25 protein-coding genes, 1 riboswitch and 2 other annotated features are annotated in these 25,278 nt (G+C 35.9%); of the genes, 3 read left to right on the top strand and 22 right to left on the bottom strand.

The annotated features are described in order from the left end of the window. Nucleotides 1-7: 7 nt before the first annotated feature. The 7 genes from AC4BC3_RS02260 to mgtA form a co-directional block, all read right to left on the bottom strand. A complete protein-coding gene (locus tag AC4BC3_RS02260; RefSeq protein WP_490466859.1) occupies nucleotides 8-1,231 on the bottom strand; it encodes a M20 family metallopeptidase in 1,224 nt (407 codons plus the stop codon). A gap of 29 nt (nucleotides 1,232-1,260) precedes the next feature. After that, the gene (locus AC4BC3_RS02255; RefSeq protein WP_490466858.1) at nucleotides 1,261-2,103 is read right to left on the bottom strand and encodes a MetQ/NlpA family ABC transporter substrate-binding protein; all 843 of its coding nucleotides are present in this window, start codon (nucleotides 2,101-2,103) and stop codon (nucleotides 1,261-1,263) included. A 15-nt stretch (nucleotides 2,104-2,118) separates the two neighbouring features. Further along, entirely contained in the window at nucleotides 2,119-2,799 is a 681-nt protein-coding gene (locus tag AC4BC3_RS02250) for a methionine ABC transporter permease (RefSeq protein WP_206910592.1), read from the bottom strand. A gap of 1 nt (nucleotide 2,800) precedes the next feature. Continuing rightward, entirely contained in the window at nucleotides 2,801-3,874 is a 1,074-nt protein-coding gene (locus tag AC4BC3_RS02245) for a methionine ABC transporter ATP-binding protein (RefSeq protein WP_206910591.1), read from the bottom strand. 63 nt (nucleotides 3,875-3,937) lie between these two features. Beyond that, nucleotides 3,938-4,175: a binding site (T-box leader), on the bottom strand. A gap of 35 nt (nucleotides 4,176-4,210) precedes the next feature. Beyond that, nucleotides 4,211-4,449: a binding site (T-box leader), on the bottom strand. A 70-nt stretch (nucleotides 4,450-4,519) separates the two neighbouring features. After that, complete coding sequence (locus AC4BC3_RS02240; RefSeq protein ID WP_490466857.1) at nucleotides 4,520-5,197, bottom strand: HAD family hydrolase; 678 nt, start codon at nucleotides 5,195-5,197, stop codon at nucleotides 4,520-4,522. Nucleotides 5,198-5,434: 237 nt separating this feature from the next. Beyond that, nucleotides 5,435-6,736: a glycoside hydrolase family 73 protein gene (locus AC4BC3_RS02235; protein WP_206910584.1), complete on the bottom strand. Its 1,302-nt coding sequence runs from the start codon at nucleotides 6,734-6,736 to the stop codon at nucleotides 5,435-5,437. Nucleotides 6,737-6,949: 213 nt separating this feature from the next. Continuing rightward, the gene (gene mgtA, locus AC4BC3_RS02230) at nucleotides 6,950-9,598 is read right to left on the bottom strand and encodes a magnesium-translocating P-type ATPase (RefSeq protein ID WP_490466856.1); all 2,649 of its coding nucleotides are present in this window, start codon (nucleotides 9,596-9,598) and stop codon (nucleotides 6,950-6,952) included. A 373-nt stretch (nucleotides 9,599-9,971) separates the two neighbouring features. Beyond that, nucleotides 9,972-10,148: riboswitch (M-box (ykoK) riboswitch) on the bottom strand. Nucleotides 10,149-10,346: 198 nt separating this feature from the next. Between mgtA and ndk the strand changes: the two genes are divergently transcribed. Continuing rightward, the gene (gene ndk, locus AC4BC3_RS02225; RefSeq protein WP_206910579.1) at nucleotides 10,347-10,802 is read left to right on the top strand and encodes a nucleoside-diphosphate kinase; all 456 of its coding nucleotides are present in this window, start codon (nucleotides 10,347-10,349) and stop codon (nucleotides 10,800-10,802) included. A 464-nt stretch (nucleotides 10,803-11,266) separates the two neighbouring features. On the opposite strand, the gene AC4BC3_RS02220 is transcribed toward ndk, so the two are convergent. From AC4BC3_RS02220 to AC4BC3_RS02195, 6 genes are all read right to left on the bottom strand, one after another. Further along, entirely contained in the window at nucleotides 11,267-12,136 is an 870-nt protein-coding gene (locus AC4BC3_RS02220) for a helix-turn-helix domain-containing protein (RefSeq protein WP_490466855.1), read from the bottom strand. A gap of 192 nt (nucleotides 12,137-12,328) precedes the next feature. Further along, on the bottom strand, nucleotides 12,329-14,407 hold the full coding sequence (locus tag AC4BC3_RS02215; protein ID WP_206910574.1) for a sulfatase-like hydrolase/transferase: 2,079 nt from the start codon (nucleotides 14,405-14,407) through the stop codon (nucleotides 12,329-12,331). 96 nt (nucleotides 14,408-14,503) lie between these two features. Then, nucleotides 14,504-14,911: a GNAT family N-acetyltransferase gene (locus AC4BC3_RS02210; RefSeq protein WP_490466854.1), complete on the bottom strand. Its 408-nt coding sequence runs from the start codon at nucleotides 14,909-14,911 to the stop codon at nucleotides 14,504-14,506. A gap of 62 nt (nucleotides 14,912-14,973) precedes the next feature. Next, the gene (locus AC4BC3_RS02205) at nucleotides 14,974-15,561 is read right to left on the bottom strand and encodes a hypothetical protein (protein ID WP_206910566.1); all 588 of its coding nucleotides are present in this window, start codon (nucleotides 15,559-15,561) and stop codon (nucleotides 14,974-14,976) included. Nucleotides 15,562-15,825: 264 nt separating this feature from the next. Then, a complete protein-coding gene (locus AC4BC3_RS02200; RefSeq protein ID WP_206910562.1) occupies nucleotides 15,826-17,223 on the bottom strand; it encodes a glycoside hydrolase family 1 protein in 1,398 nt (465 codons plus the stop codon). After that, entirely contained in the window at nucleotides 17,220-18,221 is a 1,002-nt protein-coding gene (locus AC4BC3_RS02195; protein WP_490466853.1) for a LacI family DNA-binding transcriptional regulator, read from the bottom strand. Before AC4BC3_RS02195 ends, AC4BC3_RS02200 begins: the two co-directional genes overlap by 4 nt. A gap of 200 nt (nucleotides 18,222-18,421) precedes the next feature. On the opposite strand from AC4BC3_RS02195, the gene AC4BC3_RS02190 reads away from it, so the two are divergent. Both AC4BC3_RS02190 and AC4BC3_RS02185 read left to right on the top strand, forming a co-directional pair. Next, the gene (locus AC4BC3_RS02190) at nucleotides 18,422-18,844 is read left to right on the top strand and encodes a hypothetical protein (RefSeq protein ID WP_206910556.1); all 423 of its coding nucleotides are present in this window, start codon (nucleotides 18,422-18,424) and stop codon (nucleotides 18,842-18,844) included. Nucleotides 18,845-19,017: 173 nt separating this feature from the next. Then, a complete protein-coding gene (locus tag AC4BC3_RS02185; RefSeq protein ID WP_206910712.1) occupies nucleotides 19,018-19,197 on the top strand; it encodes a hypothetical protein in 180 nt (59 codons plus the stop codon). 43 nt (nucleotides 19,198-19,240) lie between these two features. On the opposite strand, the gene AC4BC3_RS02180 is transcribed toward AC4BC3_RS02185, so the two are convergent. From AC4BC3_RS02180 to AC4BC3_RS02140, 9 genes are all read right to left on the bottom strand, one after another. Next, nucleotides 19,241-19,942: a deoxynucleoside kinase gene (locus AC4BC3_RS02180; RefSeq protein ID WP_206910553.1), complete on the bottom strand. Its 702-nt coding sequence runs from the start codon at nucleotides 19,940-19,942 to the stop codon at nucleotides 19,241-19,243. A gap of 15 nt (nucleotides 19,943-19,957) precedes the next feature. Further along, the gene (locus AC4BC3_RS02175; RefSeq protein WP_490466852.1) at nucleotides 19,958-20,398 is read right to left on the bottom strand and encodes a nucleoside 2-deoxyribosyltransferase; all 441 of its coding nucleotides are present in this window, start codon (nucleotides 20,396-20,398) and stop codon (nucleotides 19,958-19,960) included. Next, the gene (locus tag AC4BC3_RS02170; RefSeq protein ID WP_490466851.1) at nucleotides 20,398-20,973 is read right to left on the bottom strand and encodes an LOG family protein; all 576 of its coding nucleotides are present in this window, start codon (nucleotides 20,971-20,973) and stop codon (nucleotides 20,398-20,400) included. Before AC4BC3_RS02170 ends, AC4BC3_RS02175 begins: the two co-directional genes overlap by 1 nt. Before the next feature lie 461 nt (nucleotides 20,974-21,434). Beyond that, nucleotides 21,435-21,941: a D-lyxose/D-mannose family sugar isomerase gene (locus AC4BC3_RS02165; protein ID WP_490466850.1), complete on the bottom strand. Its 507-nt coding sequence runs from the start codon at nucleotides 21,939-21,941 to the stop codon at nucleotides 21,435-21,437. 11 nt (nucleotides 21,942-21,952) lie between these two features. Then, nucleotides 21,953-23,050 carry a PTS fructose transporter subunit IIC gene (locus AC4BC3_RS02160; RefSeq protein WP_490466849.1) on the bottom strand — a complete coding sequence of 366 codons (1,098 nt, stop codon included), beginning with the start codon at nucleotides 23,048-23,050 and terminating at the stop codon, nucleotides 21,953-21,955. Nucleotides 23,051-23,066: 16 nt separating this feature from the next. Beyond that, nucleotides 23,067-23,375: a PTS fructose transporter subunit IIB gene (locus tag AC4BC3_RS02155; protein WP_490466848.1), complete on the bottom strand. Its 309-nt coding sequence runs from the start codon at nucleotides 23,373-23,375 to the stop codon at nucleotides 23,067-23,069. 16 nt (nucleotides 23,376-23,391) lie between these two features. Continuing rightward, complete coding sequence (locus tag AC4BC3_RS02150; RefSeq protein WP_490466847.1) at nucleotides 23,392-24,270, bottom strand: ketose-bisphosphate aldolase; 879 nt, start codon at nucleotides 24,268-24,270, stop codon at nucleotides 23,392-23,394. 18 nt (nucleotides 24,271-24,288) lie between these two features. Continuing rightward, complete coding sequence (locus AC4BC3_RS02145; protein ID WP_490466846.1) at nucleotides 24,289-24,750, bottom strand: PTS sugar transporter subunit IIA; 462 nt, start codon at nucleotides 24,748-24,750, stop codon at nucleotides 24,289-24,291. Between the two features lie 85 nt (nucleotides 24,751-24,835). Continuing rightward, nucleotides 24,836-24,988: a CAT RNA binding domain-containing protein gene (locus AC4BC3_RS02140; RefSeq protein ID WP_490466845.1), complete on the bottom strand. Its 153-nt coding sequence runs from the start codon at nucleotides 24,986-24,988 to the stop codon at nucleotides 24,836-24,838. Nucleotides 24,989-25,278: the final 290 nt, after the last annotated feature.

Raw genomic sequence — 25,278 nt, 5'->3', positions numbered from 1 at the left:
TAACAGTTTAGAAAGAAGATCCCTGTTCTTTCTTCTTCGCAAGCTGTTCTTGATGCTCTTTTTTCATTCTGGCTAATGTTTCTGGTTGTTGAAGCAAATCAAGTGCTGTCTTCGCTAAAAGTTCTGCTGCAATCGCAATCGATGCTAGTCCCTTTTCGCTTCTTGCTGCTGCTTTAAATTCAGTTGAATGCCCTGCAATATACGAATCAGAAATAGAGACTGTTGGTTGAATTGTCGGGATTACCTGACTAACATTTCCAACATCAGATGAACCTAAGCTTGTACGTTGTTGTGTTTCAATCTCTTCATCTGGAATCTCCAATTCTTGAAGATGATCAAAAAAGAGAGCATCAAACGAAGGAGTGACCACCACATCATCTACTGCATTTTGGAACAATCCAAATTCATAAGAAGTTCCAGTGCTGAGTGCCGCACCTTTCACGATATTTTCAACTTTTTGATAGACTTCATTCAACGTTTCACGGTTAGCTGCTCGCAAGTAGAAGCGTCCAGCTGCATATTCAGGTACAACATTAGCGGCAACTCCGCCGTCTGTAATAATGCCATGAATATTGACATCCTTTGGCAAATGCAACCTTAACCCGTTGATCCCGTTGAATACTTGAATCAACGCTTCAAGTGCATTGATCCCTTTTTCCGGTGCTCCTGCAGCGTGGGAAGCAACCCCGTAAAATTTGATATCAACTGGATCATTTGCTAAAGATTCAGTAGTTTTTCCATAACGATAGGCTGGATGAACACAAAGCGCAGCATCCACATCTTCAAAAAGTCCTTCGCGAACAAAACTTCCTTTCGCTGAGCCATTTTCGCCGCCTTCTTCGCCAGGTGTCCCATAGACTCGAATCTCTCCGCCAAATTCGTTGATCCATTCTTTTACTGCGCTAGCCGCTAATACTGAATACGTTCCAAATAAGTTGTGTCCACATGCATGACCAATGCCTGGCAATGCGTCAAATTCAGCTAAGAAAGCAAGAGTTGGCCCAGGTTTTCCTGAAGCATAACGAGCATCGAAACCTGTTCGATGACCCGCGACTTCTTTTTCAACAGTAAATCCTTCTTTTTCCAGTTGTTTAATCAATGCTTCTGAAGAAAAAAATTCATAGTTGCTAACTTCTGGATGATCGTGGATTGTTAAGGCTAGCTCTTGATATTCTGGTAATCTTTCAGCAATAAATTCTTTCACAGATGTTGTCGTTTGTGTTGTACTCATAAAAAATTCCTCCCTTAGTCTTGGCTGGTTTATTTACGTCCAAATGTTTTCCATGCAGGAACACTTGAGCCTTTTGATGTTTTTTCGATTACTTTAGCTGTATCTTCTGTTTGGTACGCATCGACAATTTTTTGATATGTTTTATTGTTTTCATCTTCTTTTCTTGCAACAATGATATTGACATAAGGACGGGCATTTTCATCAACAGGTTCTAAGAAAATAGCATCACTCGTTGGATTAAATCCTGCATCGACTGCGACACCACTATTGATGACAGAAATATCTACATCAGATAATGCACGTGCCGTTTGTGAAGCATCTAATTCAGAAATCACTAGATTTTTTTTGTTTTCAGTAATATCAGAAACAGTCGGTGCTGGTCCTTTTGAGTCATCTACTTTGATTAAGCCAGCCGTTTGTAATAACAATAATGCACGGCCACCGTTGGTCACATCATTGGGAATAGCAACCTTTGCGCCATCTTTCAATTCTGTTATTTTTTTGAGTGAATTTGAGTAAATACCTAATGGTGCATTGACTGTATTTCCAATGGAAACTAAATCTGTTCCATGCTCTTCATTGTAGTTATCCAAAAAGAATTGATGTTGAAAAGCATTCAGATCGACTGAACCATCTGCTAATGCTGCATTTGGTTGGTTATAGTCAGTAAATTTAACATATTCCAAATTGATATTTTCTTTTTTCAAACGATCTTTCACGTCATCCCAAACATCGGTGTCTTCGCCAATCACACCTAGTTTAACTGTTGTTTCCTTTGATTTATCAGTGGTTTCAGCTGACCCTTTACTACATCCTGCTAACCAAACTACAGCAATAAGTGCAACTGCTACTAAACGAATAATTTTTTTCATCTCTTTTTCCCCCAATTAATGACTAATTTTTTTAATAATTTGATTACTAATAAATTGACTTAAAAATACCAAAAGCAAAATCAATAAGGTCGCAACAATCGTGACATCTGTTTGGAATCGATTATACCCTCGAGAAATGGCTAAATTACCTAGCCCTCCGGCACCAACCGCACCTGCCATCGTGGTCAATCCAATAACATTGATAATCGTCAAAGCAGATACTCTGACAATCCCTGGTAATCCTTCTAATAAATAAACACGCACGATGATTCCAAATGGGCTCGTCCCCATTGACTCTGCGGCCTCGATTACTCCAGGATCAACTTCTAACAAAGCATTTTCAATTTGTCTAGCAAAAAATGGTACAACACCAACGATTAGTGGAACCAACGCTGCTTTAGCACCGATTGTCGTCCCAACCAAAAAGCGCGTAGTAAGTGCTAAAAGCGACAATAAAATAATAAACGGAATCGAACGAATAACATTGATTGTTTTATCTAAAATTTCATAGAATAATCGATGCGCTAATAATCCATTCGGTCGAGTCACAACTAGGATCACACCTAGCGTGATACCAATAATTCCAGAAATTAATGCTGTCCAAAATGACATATACAATGTCTGCTTTGTTGCTTCAATAAATTCATCAGGAATCGCAGAAGCATTTGGTAAATATGTTTCTAGGAATTTGGTCATGCTATCTTCCTCCCTCAATCACTTTTATTTGTTCACTGCGTTCATTTTTCTTTAATACATGAACTGTCACACCTTGTTCAAATAAATAGTCTAAAGCTTTTTGACGTTGATTTAATTCACCGGCTAGAGTCACGATCAAACTTCCTAGCGGGACATCTTGAAGCAGTTCAACATTTCCATAAAGAATATTGGTCGTTACTTGATACTTACTGTAAAGTTGTGCAATTAATGGCTCATTAGTTTGCTCTCCCACATAAGACAATTCCACTAGCCATTTGTCATTTATTTGCTCAGCAAAATCAGGATATGCAGTAATTGTTTCCAATGCCTGATCGATATGTGTGGCTGTTCGAATAAAATCTTTTGTTAACGCTTGTTTCGGACGACTAAATATCTGGATGCTACTTCCTTGTTCAATGATTTTCCCCTCTTCCATCACTGCTACTTTGTTACAAACTTCTTTGACTACTTGCATTTCGTGAGTAATCAAGACAATGGTCAAACCCAATTTTTGATTTAGTTGTTTCAATAAAGCTAAAATTTGAAGCGTCGTCTTTGGATCCAAAGCACTAGTTGCCTCATCACATAATAAAATTTCAGGATCATTGGCTAGTGCTCTGGCAATTGCCACACGTTGTTTTTGACCTCCTGATAATTGATTTGGATACGCGTTGACTTTGTCTGAAAGTCCTACCAAATCTAATAATTCGGTCACTTTTTGTTGACGTTCCTGTTTGGATTTTCCTGTGTATTTCAACGAAAAATCAACGTTATCAAAAATTGTCCGACTATTCATCAAATTAAAATGTTGAAAAATCATCCCGATTTTTCTTCTTTTTTCACGTAATTTTTTGGGTGAGAGCTTGGTTAGCTCCACATCGTTCATCCAAACTTCGCCATTACTTGGTGATTGAAGTAAATTAATTACCCGAACCAACGTACTTTTCCCAGCCCCAGAATAGCCAACAATACCAAAAACATCCCCCTCATCAATCGTTAGATTAACGGAATCTACTGCATGGATCTCCTGCCCCTTTTGTTGAAAAGTGACAGAGATATTTCGTAAATCAATCATTCTTTCTCCTCCCTTATCGATACTAAAAAAAAGCATCCTCAAGCAAACGACTAGTGTCGCTTACTTGAGGACGCTTTTTGCGTGTTACCACCTCATGTTCGAACTGCATTCACACACAGTTCCTCTTCAAGTACAAACATACTCTAGCGTGCTATCGGACGCAGCCGTCACCGCCTTACAACTTGCTCGGGGTGAATCGCTCAATGGCCATTTTCCAAAAGTTTAATCTTGCTTCTTCTCAGCATGCTGAAGCTCTCTGTTAAAGATTTTACAAATGTACTTACCATTTCATCGCGAAAAATATATAAAAAAAGTCCTTTTACTAGCAAATGCTAGTAAAAGGACGACGTATCGTGTTACCACCTTTATTCGGAAGTTTCCTTCCCTCAGCCCAACGTCTCATCTGTAATGAGAGATTGGTGTTCGTTTTAACGGTCGAACGAATCCGAATTTGCCTACTTGTCGACAAATTTTTCTCCAAGGCCATTTTCAACTTTTCTTATACTGAACTCTTTTCACCAGCCAGAGTCTCTCTACGCAGTCTTCAAGTTTACTTTCCTTTTCATCGAAAAAAATATTTGGTTGTTGACGACTAATTTACAGGATGAATAAATGAAAGTCAAGCATAAAATTCATTCTTTTTTTCTAAGAGTTTTCTGCTGCTTTTTTTTCCACAAAATCAATAACAACTTTCAAATCTGTTCCTTGCTCGATAATTCGTAAGTTTTCTTTGTCTTTTTCCGAATAATTCCGCTCAAAACTTGAATCAGGTATCAGAAACACCCCCATGCCCGCACGCGATGCTGAAGTGGCACCCACTAATGAATCTTCAACTGCAAAAGCTTCATCTGCTGCTAATGCAGTTCGTTCCAATGCGGTTAAATAAGGTACTGGTGAAGGTTTATTTTCTGATACTTCATCTCCAAAAGTAAAAGTATCAAAATAATCCATTAGTTCAAATTGATTTAAAATAGCTGTCGCTCTTTTAGTAACAGTTGTCGTTGCTAAACCAAGTTTAAAATTCTGTTCTTTTAAATAACTCAATGCTTCTTTGGCATATGGTTTAAGCTGGATTTCTCCAGTCGTTAGTTTTTCATAAAAAAATTCTTCTCGTTTTGCTCGTACTTCTTGCACTTTTTCTGGGCTACCAGCTAATTGAACTAAGATATCAAAACTTTGTTTCCAGTTTTTTCCACCCCAAGCATTAACGATTTCTCGTGGAACCTCTATCCCAAATTGTGCAAAGCCCCAAACCCAACCATCACGATAAGCTCTTTCACTATCAACTAATAATCCATCTAAATCAAATATTGCGCCTTTCATTTCCCCACGTTTCCTTTCAAAAAACAATAACCTTAGTTTAGCATGATTTATTGATAAAATCATCGAACGCTTGTAAGTTTCACGAAAATTATTCTATTTTTTTCATTTCAAATCAAAAAAAGACAGAGCACTTACGCACTCTATCTCTAAGCAATGATTTCTTATTACTTTTTATTTGTCCAAGACGTGCAAAGCCATTTCTTTGTTCATGAAATTCTCTGCCTGATTACCTAATTATTAATTACCGTAAAATCCAATTCCTTCATAGCGCCAACCTAATTTCACTAAGTAATCTCTTTCTTTCGTGCTCATGGTGTAATGATGCGTTCCTGTTTTTTCATTTGGATTGAACAAACGCAAGATAGCCTTTGAACCACCAGAATAAAAACTTAGCCCTTCATAGCGCCAGCCTAGTTTCTTCAAGAAATTGATTTCTGATTGAGCTGCCGTGTAGTGATGATCGCCACTGTATGGATTGTACATACGATAAACTTTTGTGCCGCTATTTGGTGCCAACCAAGCTACACCTTCATATTTCCAGCCATATTTTGGCAAATTATTTTTTTCACCTTCGTTTAATGAATACAAGTGTTCACCGGTATTTGGGTTATATAAACGATACATTGGTGAGGTAGTAACTTGTGCTTGGTTTTCATCATATTGCGTTAAATTGTATGTTTCAATCACGTTGTTCAAAGTGGACGCATAATTTGGTGCTGTCGCGTAACGTCCTGTTAACCAAGCAGTCGCATCTTTGTAAGATTTTGTATTGCTTTTCCACGCACCAGAATAATAATAAGTTCCTGCTTGGAAAGAAGTTGTTTTTAAAATATGAACATTATCTTCTAATGATTGTTTGTAGGATGGATATTTTCTAAATGCAGCATTTACTGTAATCCACTGACCGTTCACAAACTCCGCTGTTGGAAAGGTAACAGATTGCCCATTATAACTACCTTTGATTCCAAATAAATTATAATTTGGTGCCGAAGCTAATTGACTCTTTCCCCAACCACTTTCCACAATCGCTTGAGCAATCATAACAGAAGCATACAAATCATTTTGGCTTGCTAGCGTTCTTGCAGAAGGTGCTATGCTATCAATGAATTGCTGTTGTGTAGTTGATGATGAACGTGCAAAGCGTGAAGCAACAGAAACTTCAAATTGCGAAAGATCTGTTTGGGTGGTGTGAACAAGTACCTCTCCATCATCCAACTGATTCTCCACCGTTTCCGTAGCTTCTGGTGTTTCAGTAGATGGTTCTTCTGATTCGGGTGTTGTTTCTTCCACTGTGGAATCAACTACTTCACTTGATTCCACAGTAGTTGATTCAGTGGTACCTGTGATAGGACTTGTTTGAGTTGTGGCTGTGCTGTTTTGTGTCTCAGTTGTAGCAATCGCATCCTCATATGTGTTAATTGTTGATTGAACGACTGTTTCATTGCTCACTCCAGTTTCATCTGCAAAACTCACAGGAGTAGCAGTTGAAACGATTCCGCCTAGTACTATTACACTAAGTAAAAAATTTGTTTTTTTCATTTTTTCTCCTTTTTCCCGCGTATTTTTATTTGATGTATGTATCAACTAACTTTTATTTTAACAAAAAAATATACTCGTCTTAAGGGAATTTTAAAAATGATACATTCCAGTAACGTTTTGTAACTTGATTGAAATTAAAAAAACACAAGCAGTTGTAGAAATTTTTCTTGAGAAAAACTGTTCCACATGCTTGTGCTTTTCTTAATTTTTGAATTACAACAATTCGCCAAATTTATGGATATAATATTTCTTAACTACCGTAACCAGTGTTAAGTAAGCTAAGACAGTTACGATTAACCAAATCCAATAACTACCTGGTAATGGCATCAAACCTAATTCTGCGCCAAAACTTGTGAATGGCAAAACTGAACCCACGACAATTCCTAACGTAGTGATTGCTGTCATAGCAAAAGTTGCGTTGCTTTGGATAAACGGTAATTTTGGTGTACGTAACGCATGTAATACTAAAGTTTGTGACCAAAGTGACTCCACAAACCAACCTGCATGGAACAAGGCGATGAATACTACTTGTTGTGCGCCATTCAATGTATGGAAATCTCCTCCAACAACTGCTGGACAAATAACAAAATACATCAATAAATACGTTGTGATATCAAAGACAGAACTTGTTGGACCAAAATACACCATGAACTTGCCAATACTTGAAGCTTCCCATTTTTTAGGTTTTACTAAATACTCAGGATCCATTTTATCCCATGGTAATGAAATACAAGAAACATCATAGATTAAATTCAAGAATAAAATTTGTAAAGGTAACATTGGTAAGAATGGCAAAAAGGTGCTAGCAATCAAAACAGAAAACATATTTCCAAAATTTGAGCTAGCCGTCGCTTTGATATACTTCATAATATTACCAAATGTTTCGCGACCAGCTAAAAGTCCACGTTCTAAAATCATCAAGTCTTTTTCTAATAAGATGACATCTGCTGATTCTTTTGCAATATCAACAGCTGTATCAACTGAAATACCAATATCTGCTACTTTCATCGCAGGGGCGTCATTGATGCCATCTCCCAAGAACCCAACTGTGTGTCCATTATTTCTAAGCGCTGTAGTTAAGCGTGCTTTTTGTTGTGGGTTTAGTTTTACAAAAACATCATTTTCATCAACGACTTGTGAAAGTTGGTGATCATCCATAGAAGCAATTTTTTCACCGGTAATTAGCTCATCGATTTCTAAACCAACTTGGCGACAAACAGAGCGTGTTACTAGTTCGTTATCTCCAGTTAACACTTTAACAGCTACTCCGTGATCCTTCAATGCTTGTAGTGCTTGTTTCGTTGTTTCTTTTGGTGGGTCAAGGAATGCTAAGTAACCAATCAACACCATATCTGATTCATCTTTAACCGAGAATTCTCCAACTACACTTGGATTTGTTTTTTGTGCCACACCAATTACGCGTAATCCATCTTCATTAAGAGCTGTTACCTTTTCCAAAACTTCCTGTTTTCTTTCCTTCGTTAAAGGTGTAACGTCTCCTTCTAAATCGATAAATTTAGAAATACTCAACATTTCTTCAATCGCGCCTTTGGTAATCATCTGTGTCTTGCCTGTTATATCTTCTACAACAACACTCATTCGACGACGTTCAAAATCGAATGGGATTTCATCTATTTTTCTGTAACGAGTATTGGTTGTATCAAGTGTTTCTTCAGCTTCATCAATAATTGCGACATCAAGCAAATTTTTCAAACCCGTTTGATAATAACTATTTAAATATGCATGACGCAACACTCGGTCGTCTTCAGCACCTTCACAATTCATGTGATATTCTAAGATAATTTTATCTTGAGTTAATGTTCCTGTTTTATCTGTACATAAAATATCGATCGCGCCAAAGTTTTGAATTGCACTCAAATTTTTGATAACTGTTCCTTTTTTTGCCATCACGCTAGCGCCCTTAACCAAATTGGTTGTCACGATCATTGGCAACATCTCTGGTGTTAAACCAACTGCAACAGATAGTCCAAATAAGAACGCTTCTAGCCAATCTCCTTTAGTCAATCCATTGATGACAATCACAGTTGGGGCCATCAATGCCATAAACTTAATCAATAGCATTGATGTTTTGTGGATACCCAATTCAAAATTTGATTTGATTGGTTTTTCAAATAACGTTTGTGCTACATGACCAAACAACGTTTGGTTTCCCACGGCTACGATAATTCCTGTGGCACTTCCACTAATTACATTACTTCCCATAAACGCTAGATTTTCATAACTTGTTTCATTTTTACTCCCGTCCGTTGCAACTAACGCATTTTTTTCGACAGGATAACTTTCGCCTGTCAAAGCTGCTTGAGAAATAAATAAATCTTTTGCAGAGAGTAATCGCATGTCTGCAGGAATCATATCACCCGCAGATAATCGTACCAAGTCACCACAAACGATTTCTTCCATTGGAATCTCTTGGTATTTACCTTGTCGCTTGACAGCGGCTGTCACTTTTACTAATGATTTTAATTTCTCAGCTGCTTGATTTGAACGAACTGACTGAATCAAGGTCATTGTCCCACTCACAATTACCATACTAAAAATAATAATTACGCCGAATAAATCCTTCTCACCTGGAGCTGGTAATAAATATTCTGTAATAAACGAAATAATCCCTAAAGCAATTAGTACTAAAGTAAATGGTGTAATATAAGCTTTCAATACTTCAATTAAAAAAGGTGTTTTCTTTCCATATGAAATCGTATTATCTCCGTAGAGTTCTTTTGATTGTTCAATTTGTTCTGTACCCATTCCTTTTTCGCTGCTATGGAATAAGTCGAATAATGCACGTTCGCTTTTTTGTGCAAAACTTGCATATAATTTTTGCGTATCTTTCTTTTTTTCCATTGTCAATCTCTCCCTTGTATCAGAAAAACAGACATTTACTGTACTGTTTTTCCTATTTTTCGGGTCAAGAGAGAAGCATTTTTACATAAGTGAGCTGAAAACAGATAGATAATAGTTTCAGCAAACTGTTACTTTTCTCTTGTCCCTTTGGTTTCGGTAAACTGTCATCCATTTGTTCTCATCTCCCTTACGCTTTCATAAATCTGTTCTTTTTCTTTACAAAAATCTGCTCGTACTTGCCACATCAATGTCCCAACAAAAATCAGCTCCCTTAATTTTTGGATTACTAACATTTAAGCTGTTAGGTTGACAACAAAAAACCTTTCGCCAAAAACTCAGCGAAAGGTTGAAATAAGCACAGCAAAAAGAAGCTATTTCGATCTCATCGTTGAGTTTTGACACTATACAACGTAAAAAGCAAATACCTTTGCCTTTAGCTACCTTATGAAAAGCCTTAGATCGACAATTCCTGTTCTACCCATTGGCGTCTCTCGACATTTTTGGGCAGTAGCCTGTGTTTGTATAGGAGCCTCACCTAACAAATCTTATTTAGTTTTCCAGTGGTTACTGTAACAACGATTGACAGAAATGTCAAATTTATTTTCAAATTTTTTGCTTTTTCACAAATGAAGCACATTTATTTTCCTGGATCATTTAACAAAAAACTATGTTTTTTTGAATTTCATTTGTCATAAAAGCTTTTCATTACTATAATGAAACTATAGTAATGGATAAAAGGAGTGATCTTATGGAACACACGCTTGTGATTATCAAGCCAGATGGTGTCCGCCGACATCTAATTGGTCGTATTATTCAACGATTCGAAGAAAAAGGGTTAACAATCGTTGACATGAAACTAGCAACAATGACTCCTGAGCTTGCAAAAGAACACTATCAACACTTAGCTGGTCGTAGTTTTTTCCAAGAATTGATTGACTACATGATCTCTGGTCCTGTCGTTTATCTTGTACTAGAGGGTGATGACGTTATTGATATTGTCCGAAAAATGGTTGGCGCTACGAAGGCTGTAGATGCAATGCCCGGCACGATTCGTGGAGATTTTGCACTTCCTGGAACAGCAAACATCATTCATGCTTCAGACTCTCGTGATGCTTCAAAAAATGAGATTGCTCGATTTTTCCCATCAACACCTTATCAATACGAACAGAAGGATTTGCTAGAAAGTAGCAGTTCTCCATCTTAAAACACACTACCAAAAGCTAGGATATTCCACTCCTAGCTTTTTTGTCCCAACTAGTTCCCGAACATCGCAATTCAACAACCCACTTTTTTCAAAGAAAATCTGTCAAAATAATCTATTAAGTATCTTTTTTGAATCATTACCATCCTTTTCTGGTTATCCAAATATTCTTTCTACTGATCATTTACCTTACTTCAAAAGATAGCTCTTAGAGCCTCAACCTTATCTACGGTATTCCCAAAGCAACTTCTTTAGCAATAAATCCTCTTTTCATAAAAACATGAAAAACTATTTTTAGAAAAACATCCTTATTACTTTAAGCTAGGCGCTTTGCGCCACAACCTTTATCCACTGTGCTTCAAAAAAAGCCCTTCCAAACTCATCTAAATTATTCAAGAATCTGAGAAGTAATTTCTGAAATTATATTTTTATTTATTGAACGAGACATTTCTTACACGGCCTTTTTCTCAGGGTAAAAGTACGCGAAACTGTTCTTCCAACTGCTTACGCTGCTGTTTGCCCAAACTATATTCCAAAACAGAAAACAGTTGGTCGCACTCGTCCTCATCAATTAACTCGCCCAATCCAACAAGGATCATCTGTTTTTGATAATTCATCATTAATGTTTCATAAATAATTAAATTTTTTGCTTTTGCCGCAAGACTCCTTGATAAATCATCATTGACATTCCGCGCTTTTTTAAATCGTTTTTTCTTAATATAATGATTAGTTAAGTTTAATAAAAATAAATCCATATACTGATCAGGATTATTTGTTAAAGAAAAATTCCGCAATTTTTTTTTGATTTTCACGTAGTTATTTTCGATGAAGGACTCACTAAATAAAAAAGGTAGCTCAGCTAGAATTGTCATCTCAAACTGACTGTATTCTTGTATTCGCATAAAATAGTCTTCAATTTTTTTACATTCGTAACGTAAAAATTCAAATTGTAATTCTTTTTGCAATTGGCTATCAGTTTTTAAAAACATGTGAATATTCAACACTAAGTAATACAAATCTCCCGTTTGCTTGAATCGTTTTCGATTGTTTCCCACTTCCTTATATGGATCAAAATTTTCTTCTTGCACCTTGCTTAATAAACGTCTCGCTCTTCTACTTTTCTTTGGCTCTTCTAATCGATGGCGCAAAACTTCGTACTCTGCTAAAGACACATTTAAGCGAGCTAAGATTGCTTGTAAAGTCGTAAATGCAATTTTCCTTACCGTTCCTTTTTCCAGTCCTACTAATGATGTTTTCGAACAAATCCCCTCTGCCAATTCGGCTTGAGTTAATTTTTTACTGATTCGTAGGCTTCTAATCAATCTCCCGTCATGCATTGCTGTGTTCCTCCTTAAATTAATGTACTGTCGGTAAAAAATGGCTACCAAATTTATCAATTTTTCTGATACGTGTAATAAAAAAAGTACTGGGTTCACTATTTACATACGTAAAAAAGGAGAAAAATATTAAAACATAAAAAAAACTTCTGAAAAACAAAAATTTGTTTTTCAGAAGTTCAAATTGGCCATTTAATTCACAGTAGAGTCTGTAATTTTAGGATATAGATTTTTAGTCGTTTTATTTCCATTTTTGGAATAGACACTAGTTGATTCTTTTCCTTTTCGCTGTTCAATTGTTTCGTTTTTTTCTGCTTCTTTTTGATAATCGATTTTTTGTGGATCCACCGTCGTAAATCCATTTGGTACATAAAAACGTAATAAGTTTTCTTGATTCAATTTATCCGATAAACTTAACGCTTTTTTCACTTTCTCTTGATCTTTCGTGATTTCTTTTTGAATGCCCAGAGCCTCAGTATCTAGAATCTCTCCTGATTTATTATCATATGTTTTATTCCCCAAAACAGTGTAATTTGGAGTAACAAAATTACCATTTCTAAACGCAACGACCTGATCATGTTTAGCAGACAATAAATCTGTCCCAAAATGAACGTAATTTTTATCGTCTACACCAACTAAATGAAGTAATGTTGGTAAAACATCAATCTCTCCACCATATGTGTGACTAACTTTTCCGTTTGTATACCCTGGAATATGAATCATCAGTGGAACACGTTGCATTTGAGCATCATCAAATTCATTCCAAGTATTCGCATCTTTGCCCAGTGCTGCCGCTAGATCTTTGTTATCAGAATTTGAAATTCCAAAATGATCACCATAAATAACAAACATTGAATTTTGATAAATACCCGAAGCTTTCAAATAAGTGAAAAATTGTTCCAATGATTGATCAAGATAATGAGCTGTGCGTACGTAATTATCTACTGTACTGTTACCAGTATTTAATCCTGGAAAATCAAAGTTCTTATCATCAGTATAATACGGCGTGTGGTTTGTTACAGATAAGAATTTTGTATAAAATGGCTGTTGCAAATGTTCAAGATAGCCGACCGACTCGCTGAATAGATTTTTATCTAAAATACCATAGCCCAAAGTTTCATCTGTATCTTCGAAGTAAGAACGGTCAAAGAAATTGTCATAACCTAAATTTTTGTACACATGATCTCGATTCCAAAAACTAGCAACATTTCCGTGGAACACAGCGCTTGTGTAGCCTTGGCTTTGCTTTAGAATAGCTGGCGCTGCTTGAAAAACATTATCAGAACCTAGTTCAGTAAACAATGATCCTTGAGGCAGACCAAATGTACCAGTTTCTAGCATATTTTCCGCATCACTTGTTTTTCCTTGTCCCACTTCATGGAAGAAATTATCAAAACTAATGGTTGCTTGATTATCAAAAATACTATTAAGAAAGGGTGTCACTTCTTCTCCATCAACCTTCATGTTGATCAAAAATTGTTGAAAGCTTTCCAAATGGAGCACAATAATATTTTTTCCTTTTGCTATTCCAAACATACTTGTATCAGGTTCCGCATAATGGTCTTTCGTGTAATCTAAGACCTCAGTGATTCCGTTACTACTTGCATGCGCACGAACACTGCTTGTCATTCCGGTTTTGATTCCATCGTAAATCGTGTACGCGTCAATACCTAAATACTTAACAATGTAAGAGCGATCGAAGGTTCTCTGTAATAATTGCGGACGATTCGCTTCACTCAATGCTAAGTTTCCAGAAAAAATAAACGCAGCAAGACAGCTTATTGCAATTGCCATTGGTTTCCTCACTGGCTGGCTTTTAACGGGGACATTTTTGACAATTATCCAAATTAGCAAGCCAAGAAAGATCAGAATGTCCAACCAATACAAAATGTCGTGAGGTTTCATTAAAGAAAAGGAACTTCCTGACAGTCCTTGTGATACTTTTGAAAAACCTAGAACTGATTTAACTGTGATGAAGTCAGTAAATTCTCGATAAAAAATAATATTGCAATATAATAAAGTTGTATTCAATACATCTACAAAAAATAGCAAAAATAGTGCTGTTTTCGCTTTCTTCACATACAAAGATAGCCCAAATAATAACAACGTTGTTGCAACTGGATTAATCCATAGAATAAATGTTTGGACAATTCCTTCAACACCTAAAGAAAAATCAACATAGTAGGCTAAAAGAGTTTTTAACCAAAAAAATACACCTGCTAAAATAACAATAAACAAACGATTTTGACACCACTTTTTGATTGGAGTCACGACCATCACTTCTCTCTATTCACTTTTTTCGTACATTTTGAACTTCAAAAATGAGAATAAGCTAAAAGATGATTTTTTTTAATAAATTTTTATAGTTTAAGATAGATTGATAAAAGCGACTGTATCGCCTTTATCTGCCGAAGTAAACCCACATTTTTCATAAAAATGACGTATAGCTGGCGCCTCTTCTGTCAACAAGACTATTTGGCGAACTGTTTGATATTCTAATAATATTTGCTGCATCAATTCAAAACCGATTCCTTGGTTTTGAACTTCTTTTTTGACTAGAAGGTCTTGGATATAAATAATCGTTAACCCATCGCCAATGACTCGAATCAAACCAACTAGTTCGTTCTTTTTCCACGCAGTAATAACAGATAAGGATTGTTGAACTGCTTGCTGCAATTGCTCAATATCTTTCGTATAAGCTGTCCAGCCAACGTCTTCATATAACTCAAATAATTGTTGTTGTGTTAACTCTTTAGTTTTCAGATACGAAATCATTTTATCCCTCTTTTCTAAAAAAAAGTTGCGACAGCTGTCACAACTTTTTTCGCTATTTTTGATTACTGACTTGTTCCAGAAAGATGATTACTTGTAGCTGCGCTTTCAGATGAATTTGTTGATACTAGTGTATTTGTTGAGTCAGTTGTCTTTGTTTTTTGATGACTTGAATCACTGGTTTTCGTTGGCGTGTTTGTTTTTTTCCATTCTGCTAAACGACTGGCTACTACTGTTTTATCTACCTTGTCAGAATATTCTTCTATCACTTTTCCATTTTTTAATCGGGCTAGTTGATCTCCCGAATTTGACAATAGTAACACTGTGAGTCGCTCATCTTTAAACTGATATTGTCTCAAAGAGATTGCACTTAAAACATCATCGATATTTGTAAACTGGTTTTCTTCTTTTCCTTTTGGTAAATAAATCATTAACTCGCCTTGATCATAGTCGGCTTCAAATTTATAGTCTTCCCACCAATACGTTGAGAATTCTTTTCTAAATTTATCTACTGATTCTTTACTTGCAACGATTTTTTCCGTTTTTGTATGAACGATTTCTGTTGTCATTCGTCCAGAAATTGTTACAGATAAAGTAAGTAAAAGGAAAAAACCAATTAACCAAAAGAGAAGAACGGGACGTTTCTTTCTCATACCTTCTTCCACTCCTATTTGAATTTACCTGTTCTATTATATACAAAAAATGAAACCTAAAGGTAAAAAAGCTGTAAAAAAACAAAAAATAACAAGTTATTTTTTTAATAAGCAAACTATCATTAACAAGGCAACGTGCCTGTAAAATTTCATTGTAATCAATAACACTTCCCCTAATAAAAAAACAGTGTTTAAATCTTTATGTGATTTAAACACTGTTTTTATTTTATTTTTAACAATGTAAACAAATTTTATTCATATCTCTTACGCATCAAATCCATTTTGGTCAGAAACTTGTTTGAACCAATGACCTGATTTTTTAATCGTACGCTCGCCATCCTTAGCTAAATCAACGGAAATAAACCCGTAACGATTTTTGTAAGCATTCGTCCAAGACCAGTTATCCATACATGTCCACATATGATATCCTAAACAATTGGCTCCTTCTTGAATTGCTTGGTGCACATACTTCAAGTGATCGGTTACAAATTCAATTCGATAGTCATCATGAATCATACCATCTTCTTGAATGAATCTTGCTTCATCTTCAACACCCATGCCATTTTCAGAAATGAAGCAGTCAATGTTTCCATAATTGTCACGAACGTTGATCAAGATATCATAGATTCCTTTTTCATAGATTTCCCATCCACGATAAGGATTCATCTTTCTACCAGGCATTTCATAGTTATCAAAGAAATCTTCTGGCATCGGAGAGAGAGCTTCATCAATTGGTGTTTCTTTTGCTTTGATTCGACGTGGTTGATAATAATTGATTCCTAAAATATCAACTGTATTTTCTTTGATAATTTCTTTGTCACCTTCTTTGACTTCAGGTAACAAATCTAATTGTTTTAATACGTCAATCAGTTCTTGTGGAAACTCACCTTTAACAGCTGGATCAAGGAATGATCGATTAAAGAATGCATCGGCTAATTTTGCTGCCTTGACATCTTCCTGATTATTCTCATCACGTGGATAACTAGGTGTCAGATTCAAAATAATCCCGATTTTTCCAGGTAAAGCTAACGAATGATATGCTTTGATTGCAAGCGCAGACGATAAAGCTTCGTGATAACCAACTTGCACCGCATGTTTCATGTTTGCTTCTTCAGGGTAGTGCCAACGATACAAGTAGCCGGCTTCAACAGGAACGATTGGTTCGTTGTGAGTAAACCATTTCTTGATTTTTTGTCCAAATAACTCAAAACAAATCGTTGCATATCGTTCATAAGCCTCAACAGTTTCACGATTTAACCAGCCACCTTTTTCTTGAAGGTACATCGGCATATCAAAGTGATACAGATTTACAAACGGTTCGATACCATTTGCAATTAACTCGTCAAAGTAACTATTATAAAAATCAACCGCTTTTTGGTTTATTTCGCCAGATTCATCTGGTAACAAGCGACTCCATTGAATCGATGTTCGGAAAGAATTGTGTCCTGTCTGCTTCATTAATTGAACATCTTCTTTGTACTTGGTATAAACTTGTGATGTTGTACCTGGTCCTACTTCATCAAAAAATTTTTCTGGCTCTTGTGCATACCAATAATCAAAAATATTATCACCTTTACCATCGTTTGCTACGCGTCCTTCTGTTTGTGGTCCACTTGCAGCTGAACCCCACCAGAAGTTTTCAGGAAATTGATAGTTTGTCATTTGCTCGTCCTCTTTTTTTTATTATTTTTGGTCATTCCATAAATTTTATTTTCTAAAAGAATCGTTTTACCACTTGTACGCGGGTATTCCATTCTTTCAATCAAACGCTTCCCACATAATTCGCCAATCGTTGCAGCGGGCTGTTGAATGATCATTCGTTCTGGTAATACTGTTTGCAGTTCATCTAGGTAGTCGTAGTGTGCAAAACAAATTTCTTGGTCAATTTGTTGATCACTTTTGTTAAAATATTCCAGTGCTCCAATAGACATATTATAGTTACAAACAAATAAGGCTGTTATGTTTTTTGCTAGCAATTCTTTTGCACCATCAAAACCACTCAATCGTGAATAATCGCCAGTGTATACGTTAATAGTTATTTCTTTTGCGCTATATTTTTTGGCTTCCAAAGCTCCAGCTAATCGCTCTCTGGCTACATATTCTGTTTGTGGTGCTGCGATAATACCAATTGACTGATGTCCCATCACAATCATTTGTTCAATTGTTTCGCGTACACTTTTGCGATCATTGACCAAAATCGAATCCACATTTTCCAACTGATTAGGTGTATTTAATGAAATGATTGGAATCGTCAGCTCTGCTAGTTTTTCCATTCCCGGCCAAGTTTCGTCTGCTTCAAAAAGAATCAGTCCATCAATAGCATGTGAAAGTAGATAGTCGATTTTTTGTGAAACTAATTGTGCTTCACCATTGAAACAACTTAAAAATAAACTGTAGCCATTGGCTTCCATCAATGCTTCAATACTTGCTACGATATCCGCACTTAGCCGACTTGATAAATTATTCATTAACAATCCGACTGAAAAACTTCGATTGTTTTTTAACCCCTTAGCAATAATATTCTCTTTGTAATTCAATTGATCGATTGCTGCAGCAATCTTTTCCATATTGGCTACTTTTAGTGTCTGACCATTCAGGTAACGTGAGACGCTACCTGTAGAAACGCCTGCTAATTTGGCTACTTCACGAATTGAACTCAACTTGTTCACCTCTTTTTTTAGTGAAGTATATTCATTTGTTTACCGATTTTTGAACCGGTTCAAAAACAATATAACAAACACTTTTCTAAGTTGCAACTATTTTCTAAGCGTTTTCTTTAAAAACATTTTTGCAATCCTTAGTTTCCTGTTTTTCATTCAAATGGTATAATTTCTTTATCCTATTAGACGGAGGCAGTATTTTGAAGAAACTATTGGCTATATTTACTCTAGGACTGGTACTTTTTACCTTAACTGGCTGTAATATGCTGGGTGGATCAAACCAATCAACGAACGAAACCACCGAATCTTCTACGCTTAAAGCAGAAAAAACTGATATTTCAAATAGTGTTTATTCTTTGAAAGTGCGTAAAAACATGAATTTAGTTAGTGGGAAAATCACGTTTACCGAGGATAAGATGGAATGGTTACGCACCTACAATGAAGACAGTACAACTTCTTCTGAGTCCAGCGAAAACATTATATTAACATCCATTAAGATTGACACAAAAGGGGACACTTACACAATTACTGGGATGGCAGACAAAAAAGAAGTTTCCATTGTCTTTACTAAAATTGGTAACTATCAGATAAAAGATGAAGATGGAAACGTTTATAGTATTTGAACAATAATGTTCCAGCATATGATTTGCAATGACAATCCATAATTCGTCATTGCTTTTTTTATAAAAAAATAAAAAGCTATAACACGTTAAATTATCTTAATTTTTCTCCTTATTTTCTTTTTTTCTGTTATATTGGGAAAGTTAGATTGGTTACTAAGGAGAAAAAAATGAATATATTTGATAGTCATGACTATTGTACATGCACCAGTAATAAAAATATCCATACAGAATTTAGCGATCAAGGAAGTTTAAGCATTTGTGATAACTGCCATAAACTGATTCAAGACTCGTTCAAATCTTTTGATGCGTATGTTACAGATAACATTCAAAAAGTGAGCAATAAGCCACAATAATTGATTAAGAGACATCGTGAGAAAATCACGATGTCTCTTTTATTTATCCTAATTCTTGTCCTTTTGCTAAATGATTATCTGTGTAATAACTTCCAGCAGGCGCTCCCTCTAAATCAATCAATTTTTGTTTGATTTGTTCAATGACTTCTTTCGCATGCTCTGGTTTTTCAACAAAATCAAATTGATCCCCATCAATTTGGATCTTAGGACACACATCGAAGTTTTCGTACCATTGGTTATAACGTTCATTCAATTGTTGATAATAATCGTATAATGTTTCATCACTTTCTAATTGTTCATAATCACGACCACGTTTTTTGATTCGACTTAACATCGTGTCCAAAGAAACTTTGATATGAACCATTAGATCAGGACGCTTTTTAGGTGCTACGTCATCTAACTCATTCAACATCGTATCCAATAAGTTATCATACTGCTGTACTTCGATATCCGTCACACGACCAAGATCTGCATTTAGATGAAACAATAAACTATCTTCATAAATTGAACGATCAAGAACATTATCATCATTGATCAACGCGTTTTTCATCGCCAAAAATCGTTTATTCAAAAAGAATATTTGCAATAAAAATGCGTACTGCTCTGGATTGGAATAAAAAAGTGGTAACACCTCGTTATCTTCTACACTTTCATAAAATGGTTTTGAGCGGATTTCAGTTGCAAGCATATCTGTTAAACTACTTTTTCCTGCACCAATCGTTCCTGAAATTAAAATCACTGACATACAACCCTTCCTTTTCTATAAATACTCACCAATATATGCTTGTTTCGGCATTTTTTCAAAATCATATTGCTGAATTTCTTCGACAGTTTTTAAATAAGCATGAAGGCTTTCTGTAACCATCAAATTCACTGGTACTGTTTCTTCTTGAAAAATAATTATGGGTTTGTTTAACATTGTCGCAACGCCTAGCTCATAAGCAGTACCAGGATCAATCGTTTGATATTCAAAATCCAAAATAGCCACTACGATTTGAGCATCGGTTACTTCCGTCATATCTCGTTGATACACTTCCTGTGCCCATCCTGCACTAAACATTTCATAATTGCTTTCTTGATGATGTCGTGGCGAATAAAAGGTTGAAATGGTTGTATTGTTTTCTAGTGCTTGTTCGATCCGTTGAATACGTTCAACTTGATCCTCTGAAAAAAATGGTCCTGCTAAATAAATCTGGCTCATTAATAAATCTCCTTCACTAAAAGACGTTTCTCATGATGCGTCCCTCTTAATAAATCAACTAACTTTAATGGGTTATTTGAAAAAACGACTTGATCCAGCCATTTTTCTTCCATAAATCCTTCTTTGGCAAAATTCTTCAATAGCTGCTCTAATCCTGCATAATACCCACCAATATCCAAAATACCGATTGGTTTTTCTGGCACTAATCCGATAGCGATCCAAGAAAGCAGTTGAGAAAATTCTTCTAGTGTGCCTAATCCTCCTGGAAACACTAAAACAGCGTCACCCTCACTAAACAATAACTCTTTTCGTTCATCAATTGTTTCTGTTGAGATGAATGTTGTTACTTCTTCGGCTGGCGTTTCTGCTTTGAATAAACCAGTTGGATAGATTCCAGTAACTTTTCCATCATTTTCCAGCACAGTTTGGCTAATGATTCCCATAATTCCCGCATTTGAACCACCATAAACCAGCTCTATTTCTTCTTGTGCCATATATTTTCCTAACGTTTGGGCAATAAATTTGTAACTTTCTTTTTCGCCAAAACGGGAACCGCAAAAAACAGTCAGTTTCAAAAAAACACTTCCTCGCTTTAAAATCTATCTTCATTCTACTCTTGTTTTTTTAAAATAAAAGACTAGATTTTGTGCATTTTTAGTGGTATGTAGTAAAAAACACACTATATATAGTGCTTCGTTTATAAAACTTTTATTTTATCTTTTTCATGAAAAAGATAAAAAAATAACATATTTACAGATAATTGAAATGACTTTCTTTCCCATTCGCTTATTTATTATCTTGTGTGAAAGAATAACACATTTTTTTAAAACACAGGTTGTTTCGTCTATTCCACTTGATTAACCTATGTTCAAATTTTTCTCTAAAAATTTTTTTATTTGTTATGTTTCACCAAATAAATATGTTTCGCAAAACGCAAAAAAAAGAGGCCAGAAAAATTCTAGACCTCTTTCATCTTTTTTTGACAAAAGGAACTAACTATCTTTTCATTCTTCAAGTATTTTGGTTTTCCCTTTTACTACCGTTGAATCAGCGGATTAGTGAAAATATCACTCGCATCATCGCTACTAGAAGAAAATTCCGTTACTACAGCCCCGGTCTCACCTGCTTGAAACCAATGTTTGATATTGGGCTCAATCGTATACTGATCACCAGGGTATAAAACAATTTCTTTTCTTACTGTATAAGTTGCTTGACTTTTTTCAGGCAATTTGCATGATAGAACTTCTGGTCCGTCTCCTTCGACATATAAATAAACGATTCCTTTCCGACACCGAAAAGTTTCTCTTTTACCAAGATCATTTTTTCTCGGCGGATGTCGATGCTCTGGACACGTTTGATAAGGTAACAAAGCTAATTCTTTCCCACAATACCGCTCATTATTTTCATATACAAATAAGTTTAGTCCTTCAATTTCGATAGCACCTAAGCCAAAGTCAACAAATTCAATTGTTTCTAGCTCTTTATTTGTAAAAACCATTCCGGAATCCAAAAAAAGTTGCTTTACTTTTGTTTGATAGTCCATCATTATTCTCCTCAATTGATTGTCAGATCATCCCAAGAAATTTCTTCTTCTGCTTTTTCGACTACTATAACTTCTGCATTTGGATCCACGCGTTTCTTCAAAACCAAAATCGTCACAGCCGTAGCAAACGAACCTATCACTAATGCACCTATGAACGCCCAAGGTCTAGTCATCGTAGCGACAGCGAACATCCCAGAAGCAGGAATATGGCTATCAGCTCCCCATAACATACTTAATCCGCCACCGATTCCACCACCAACACCAGTAGCAATAACATTTCGGACTAAATCATTCAACACAATAGGGAAACAACCTTCTGTAATTTGACAAATGCCCATCGGAAAAGCGGTTTTTAACGTTTCGATTTCTTGACGGTTAAAAATTTCTTTTTGAATGATCTTTCCAAGGAAAAATGCCATCGTCAAACCAAAAGGAGTTACCATTGATGCTAAAATCAGAACGGTTACTGGTTCATAGATTCCTTCTGAGAATAAAGCAAAAACAAAAGCAAAGACGACCTTATTGATTGCTCCGCCATAATCAATGGCAGAAAGCACGCCAATTACTGCACCATATAAGAAAAGTGAAGAAGTATCTAAGCCAGTCAAATAGTTCGTAATCAAATTCGTAAACCAATTGATCGGCGTGCCAATCCCATAGTACATCACTAAACCCGCAATCAATGAACTAAGAAATGGTAAAACAAGCGTTGGCATCAGCCCTTCCATCCATTTAGGTACTTTGATCCCCGCCGTCAAAAGTACTACGATGATTCCCGAAACATATCCACCAAGCATTCCTCCTAGAAAACCAGCGCCAATTCCTTTTGCAACCATCCCAATAATCAAACCAGGGGCGATTCCCGGTTTGTCAGCAATAGAATAAGAAATTGCGCAAGCAACAATCATTGGCAGCAAACCTAACCCATAATTTCCCATTGAGGTCAAGGTATCTGCAAATTCAAAACCCTCGGAAAAATTTTCAATGGCAACACCATCTAACATATTCCCAATTGCCAATAAAAAACCTGAAGCAACAACGATTGGTAAAAAGAATGAAATTGCAGTCATCAAATGTTTTTTGATGCCTAAAGTCTTGATTTTATCCATTTTGTCCTCCTGAAATTTATTTGAGCATCTCTTCTAGTTTTTCTATCAGTTTATTTGGTGATTTGACCACTAAACTTGTAGGCACATCAACGATACGTTTTCCTGTGAAACGACTACGACCGCTTACCTTGATATCTGCAGCAATCAATACAATGTCGGCAGCTTCGATATCTCTTGCTAGCAAGGCATCTTGCGTCCCAGCCAATCCTTGTGTTTCCACATGGATCTCATGACCTCGTTCCTTAGCAGCTTTGAGTAATTTTTCTTGGGCAATATAAGTGTTCGCAATTCCCGCTGTACATGCAGCAATCCCAACAATCTTCATAGACTAAGCTCCTCTCCTATTTAGATATAGTGTAGTATTTAGCTTTATTGTCAGCTTTAAATAAGTGGATTTTTTGTAATGCAACTTTTTTTGTAGCTTCCATACATGGTGGGAACAAAACATTTGGTTCACGAATTTCTAGATTTCCTTCATTTAAGATTTCACGTAGTTTGTCTGCGAAAACAATTTTGATGTCACTAGAAATATTGATTTTATTGACTCCCATAACTACAGCTTTTGCAATTTCATCATCCGGATTACTTGAACCACCATGTAAAACCAATGGTACATCCGTCAAATATTCAATCTCTTCTAAAATATCTAAACGTAACTCTGGATCAACATCTTTCGGATAAATTCCATGGGCTGTTCCAATTGCCACAGCTAAACTATCTACACCTGTTTCTTCAATAAATTTCTGTGCAACTTTTGGATCTGTATAAATGATTTCGCTAACACCACCTTCAACAGTGTTCCCTGTATCACCAATCGTCCCTAATTCTGCTTCAACTGAGACGCCCACTGCATGTGCTGCTTCCACAACTTTTTGAGAAATCGCTACATTTTCCTCAAACGAATGATGGGAGGCATCAATCATTACAGATGTGAATCCTAATTGAATTGCATGGATGACCTGCTCAAAACTAGCTCCGTGATCCAGATGGATACAAACAGGAATCGTTGCTTTTTCTGCTAGATATTTTACTTGTGAAACAAAACTATCTGTTAAAAAACGTAATTCCTCTGGGTGAATCGCAATCATGACAGGTGCATTTGCTTCTTCACAAGCTTCCATCACTGCATTCAACAACTGACCAGATCCCGCATTGAATGCTGGTACTGCAAATCCTTTTTCTTTTGCCACTGCTAAAATTTCTTTTCCTGTTACTAACATATTGATCGACACTCCTTTTTATTTGTTAATCATTAATTGATATAAAGCTTCAACTGTTTCTACTTCTTTTAATTCATTGATAAATTCATTATCTGCAAGCAAACTGGCAATTTTTTGTAATAAACGCAGATGTTTAAGATTGGCATCTTCCGCTTTTACTGCAAATAAAAGAACAACTTTGACATCTTGATCATCAAGTGTTTCCCAAGGAATTGGTTGGGCTAAAGTAGCGATGATAATTACAGTTTGGTTAACAGTAGTTGATTTGCCATGAGGTATCGCGATTCCCTGCCCAATACCGGTAGTGCCCTCTGCTTCTCTCTGGTAAACATCTGTTAAAAAGATTTCTGAACTTGCTACGTAGCCTTTACGTTCTAGCAAATCAGCAAGTTCTTTCAGAATCTGCCCTTTGGTCGTTGCTTTTGAATCTACAACAAGTAAGTCTTTATGAATAATTTCCCGAATATCAAGTGCTTCCAACCAATCATCCTCCTAAAAAAATAGACCTGACTCACTCCAAACTTTGGAATGGGTCAAGCCTGCCAGACAGTAACTCCCCTAGATTTCATGTTGATATTTTTTGGTACATACATTCCACATTCTTCGGTTCGACGATATCACCGATCTTCTTACCAAATCCGATTCCTCGTCTAATGAGCACCCACTCTCCTTTCTTCGATTTTGCAACGACTGCATTATGATTCAATATCAAAATCACTTGCACCTGCATGCCTCCTTTTTATGACAGAAACAGCCACATTGAAATGCGCCTTCGTAAATTAATACGCAGACTATATTCCAAATAATGAAAAAAGACAACAAAATCATAAAAAAATCTTCACTACTGTAATTTTGTAGCAAAAATCATGCTATGTCTTAGTCGTTTTTGTCTCTTACGCGTATTTTAAGACAAAAGAAAAGGCATCGGACACCAATCAGTCCAATACCTTTCAACATAGCAAATAAAACGAATACATTCCCTCGAAAATTTCTCTAAAAAAACTAGAT

It is taken from the genome of Enterococcus sp. AAFC-DPL-6103, assembly GCF_058216595.1.
Note: the sequence above shows the minus strand (reverse complement) of the source record. Positions and strands in the feature narration are given on the sequence as shown.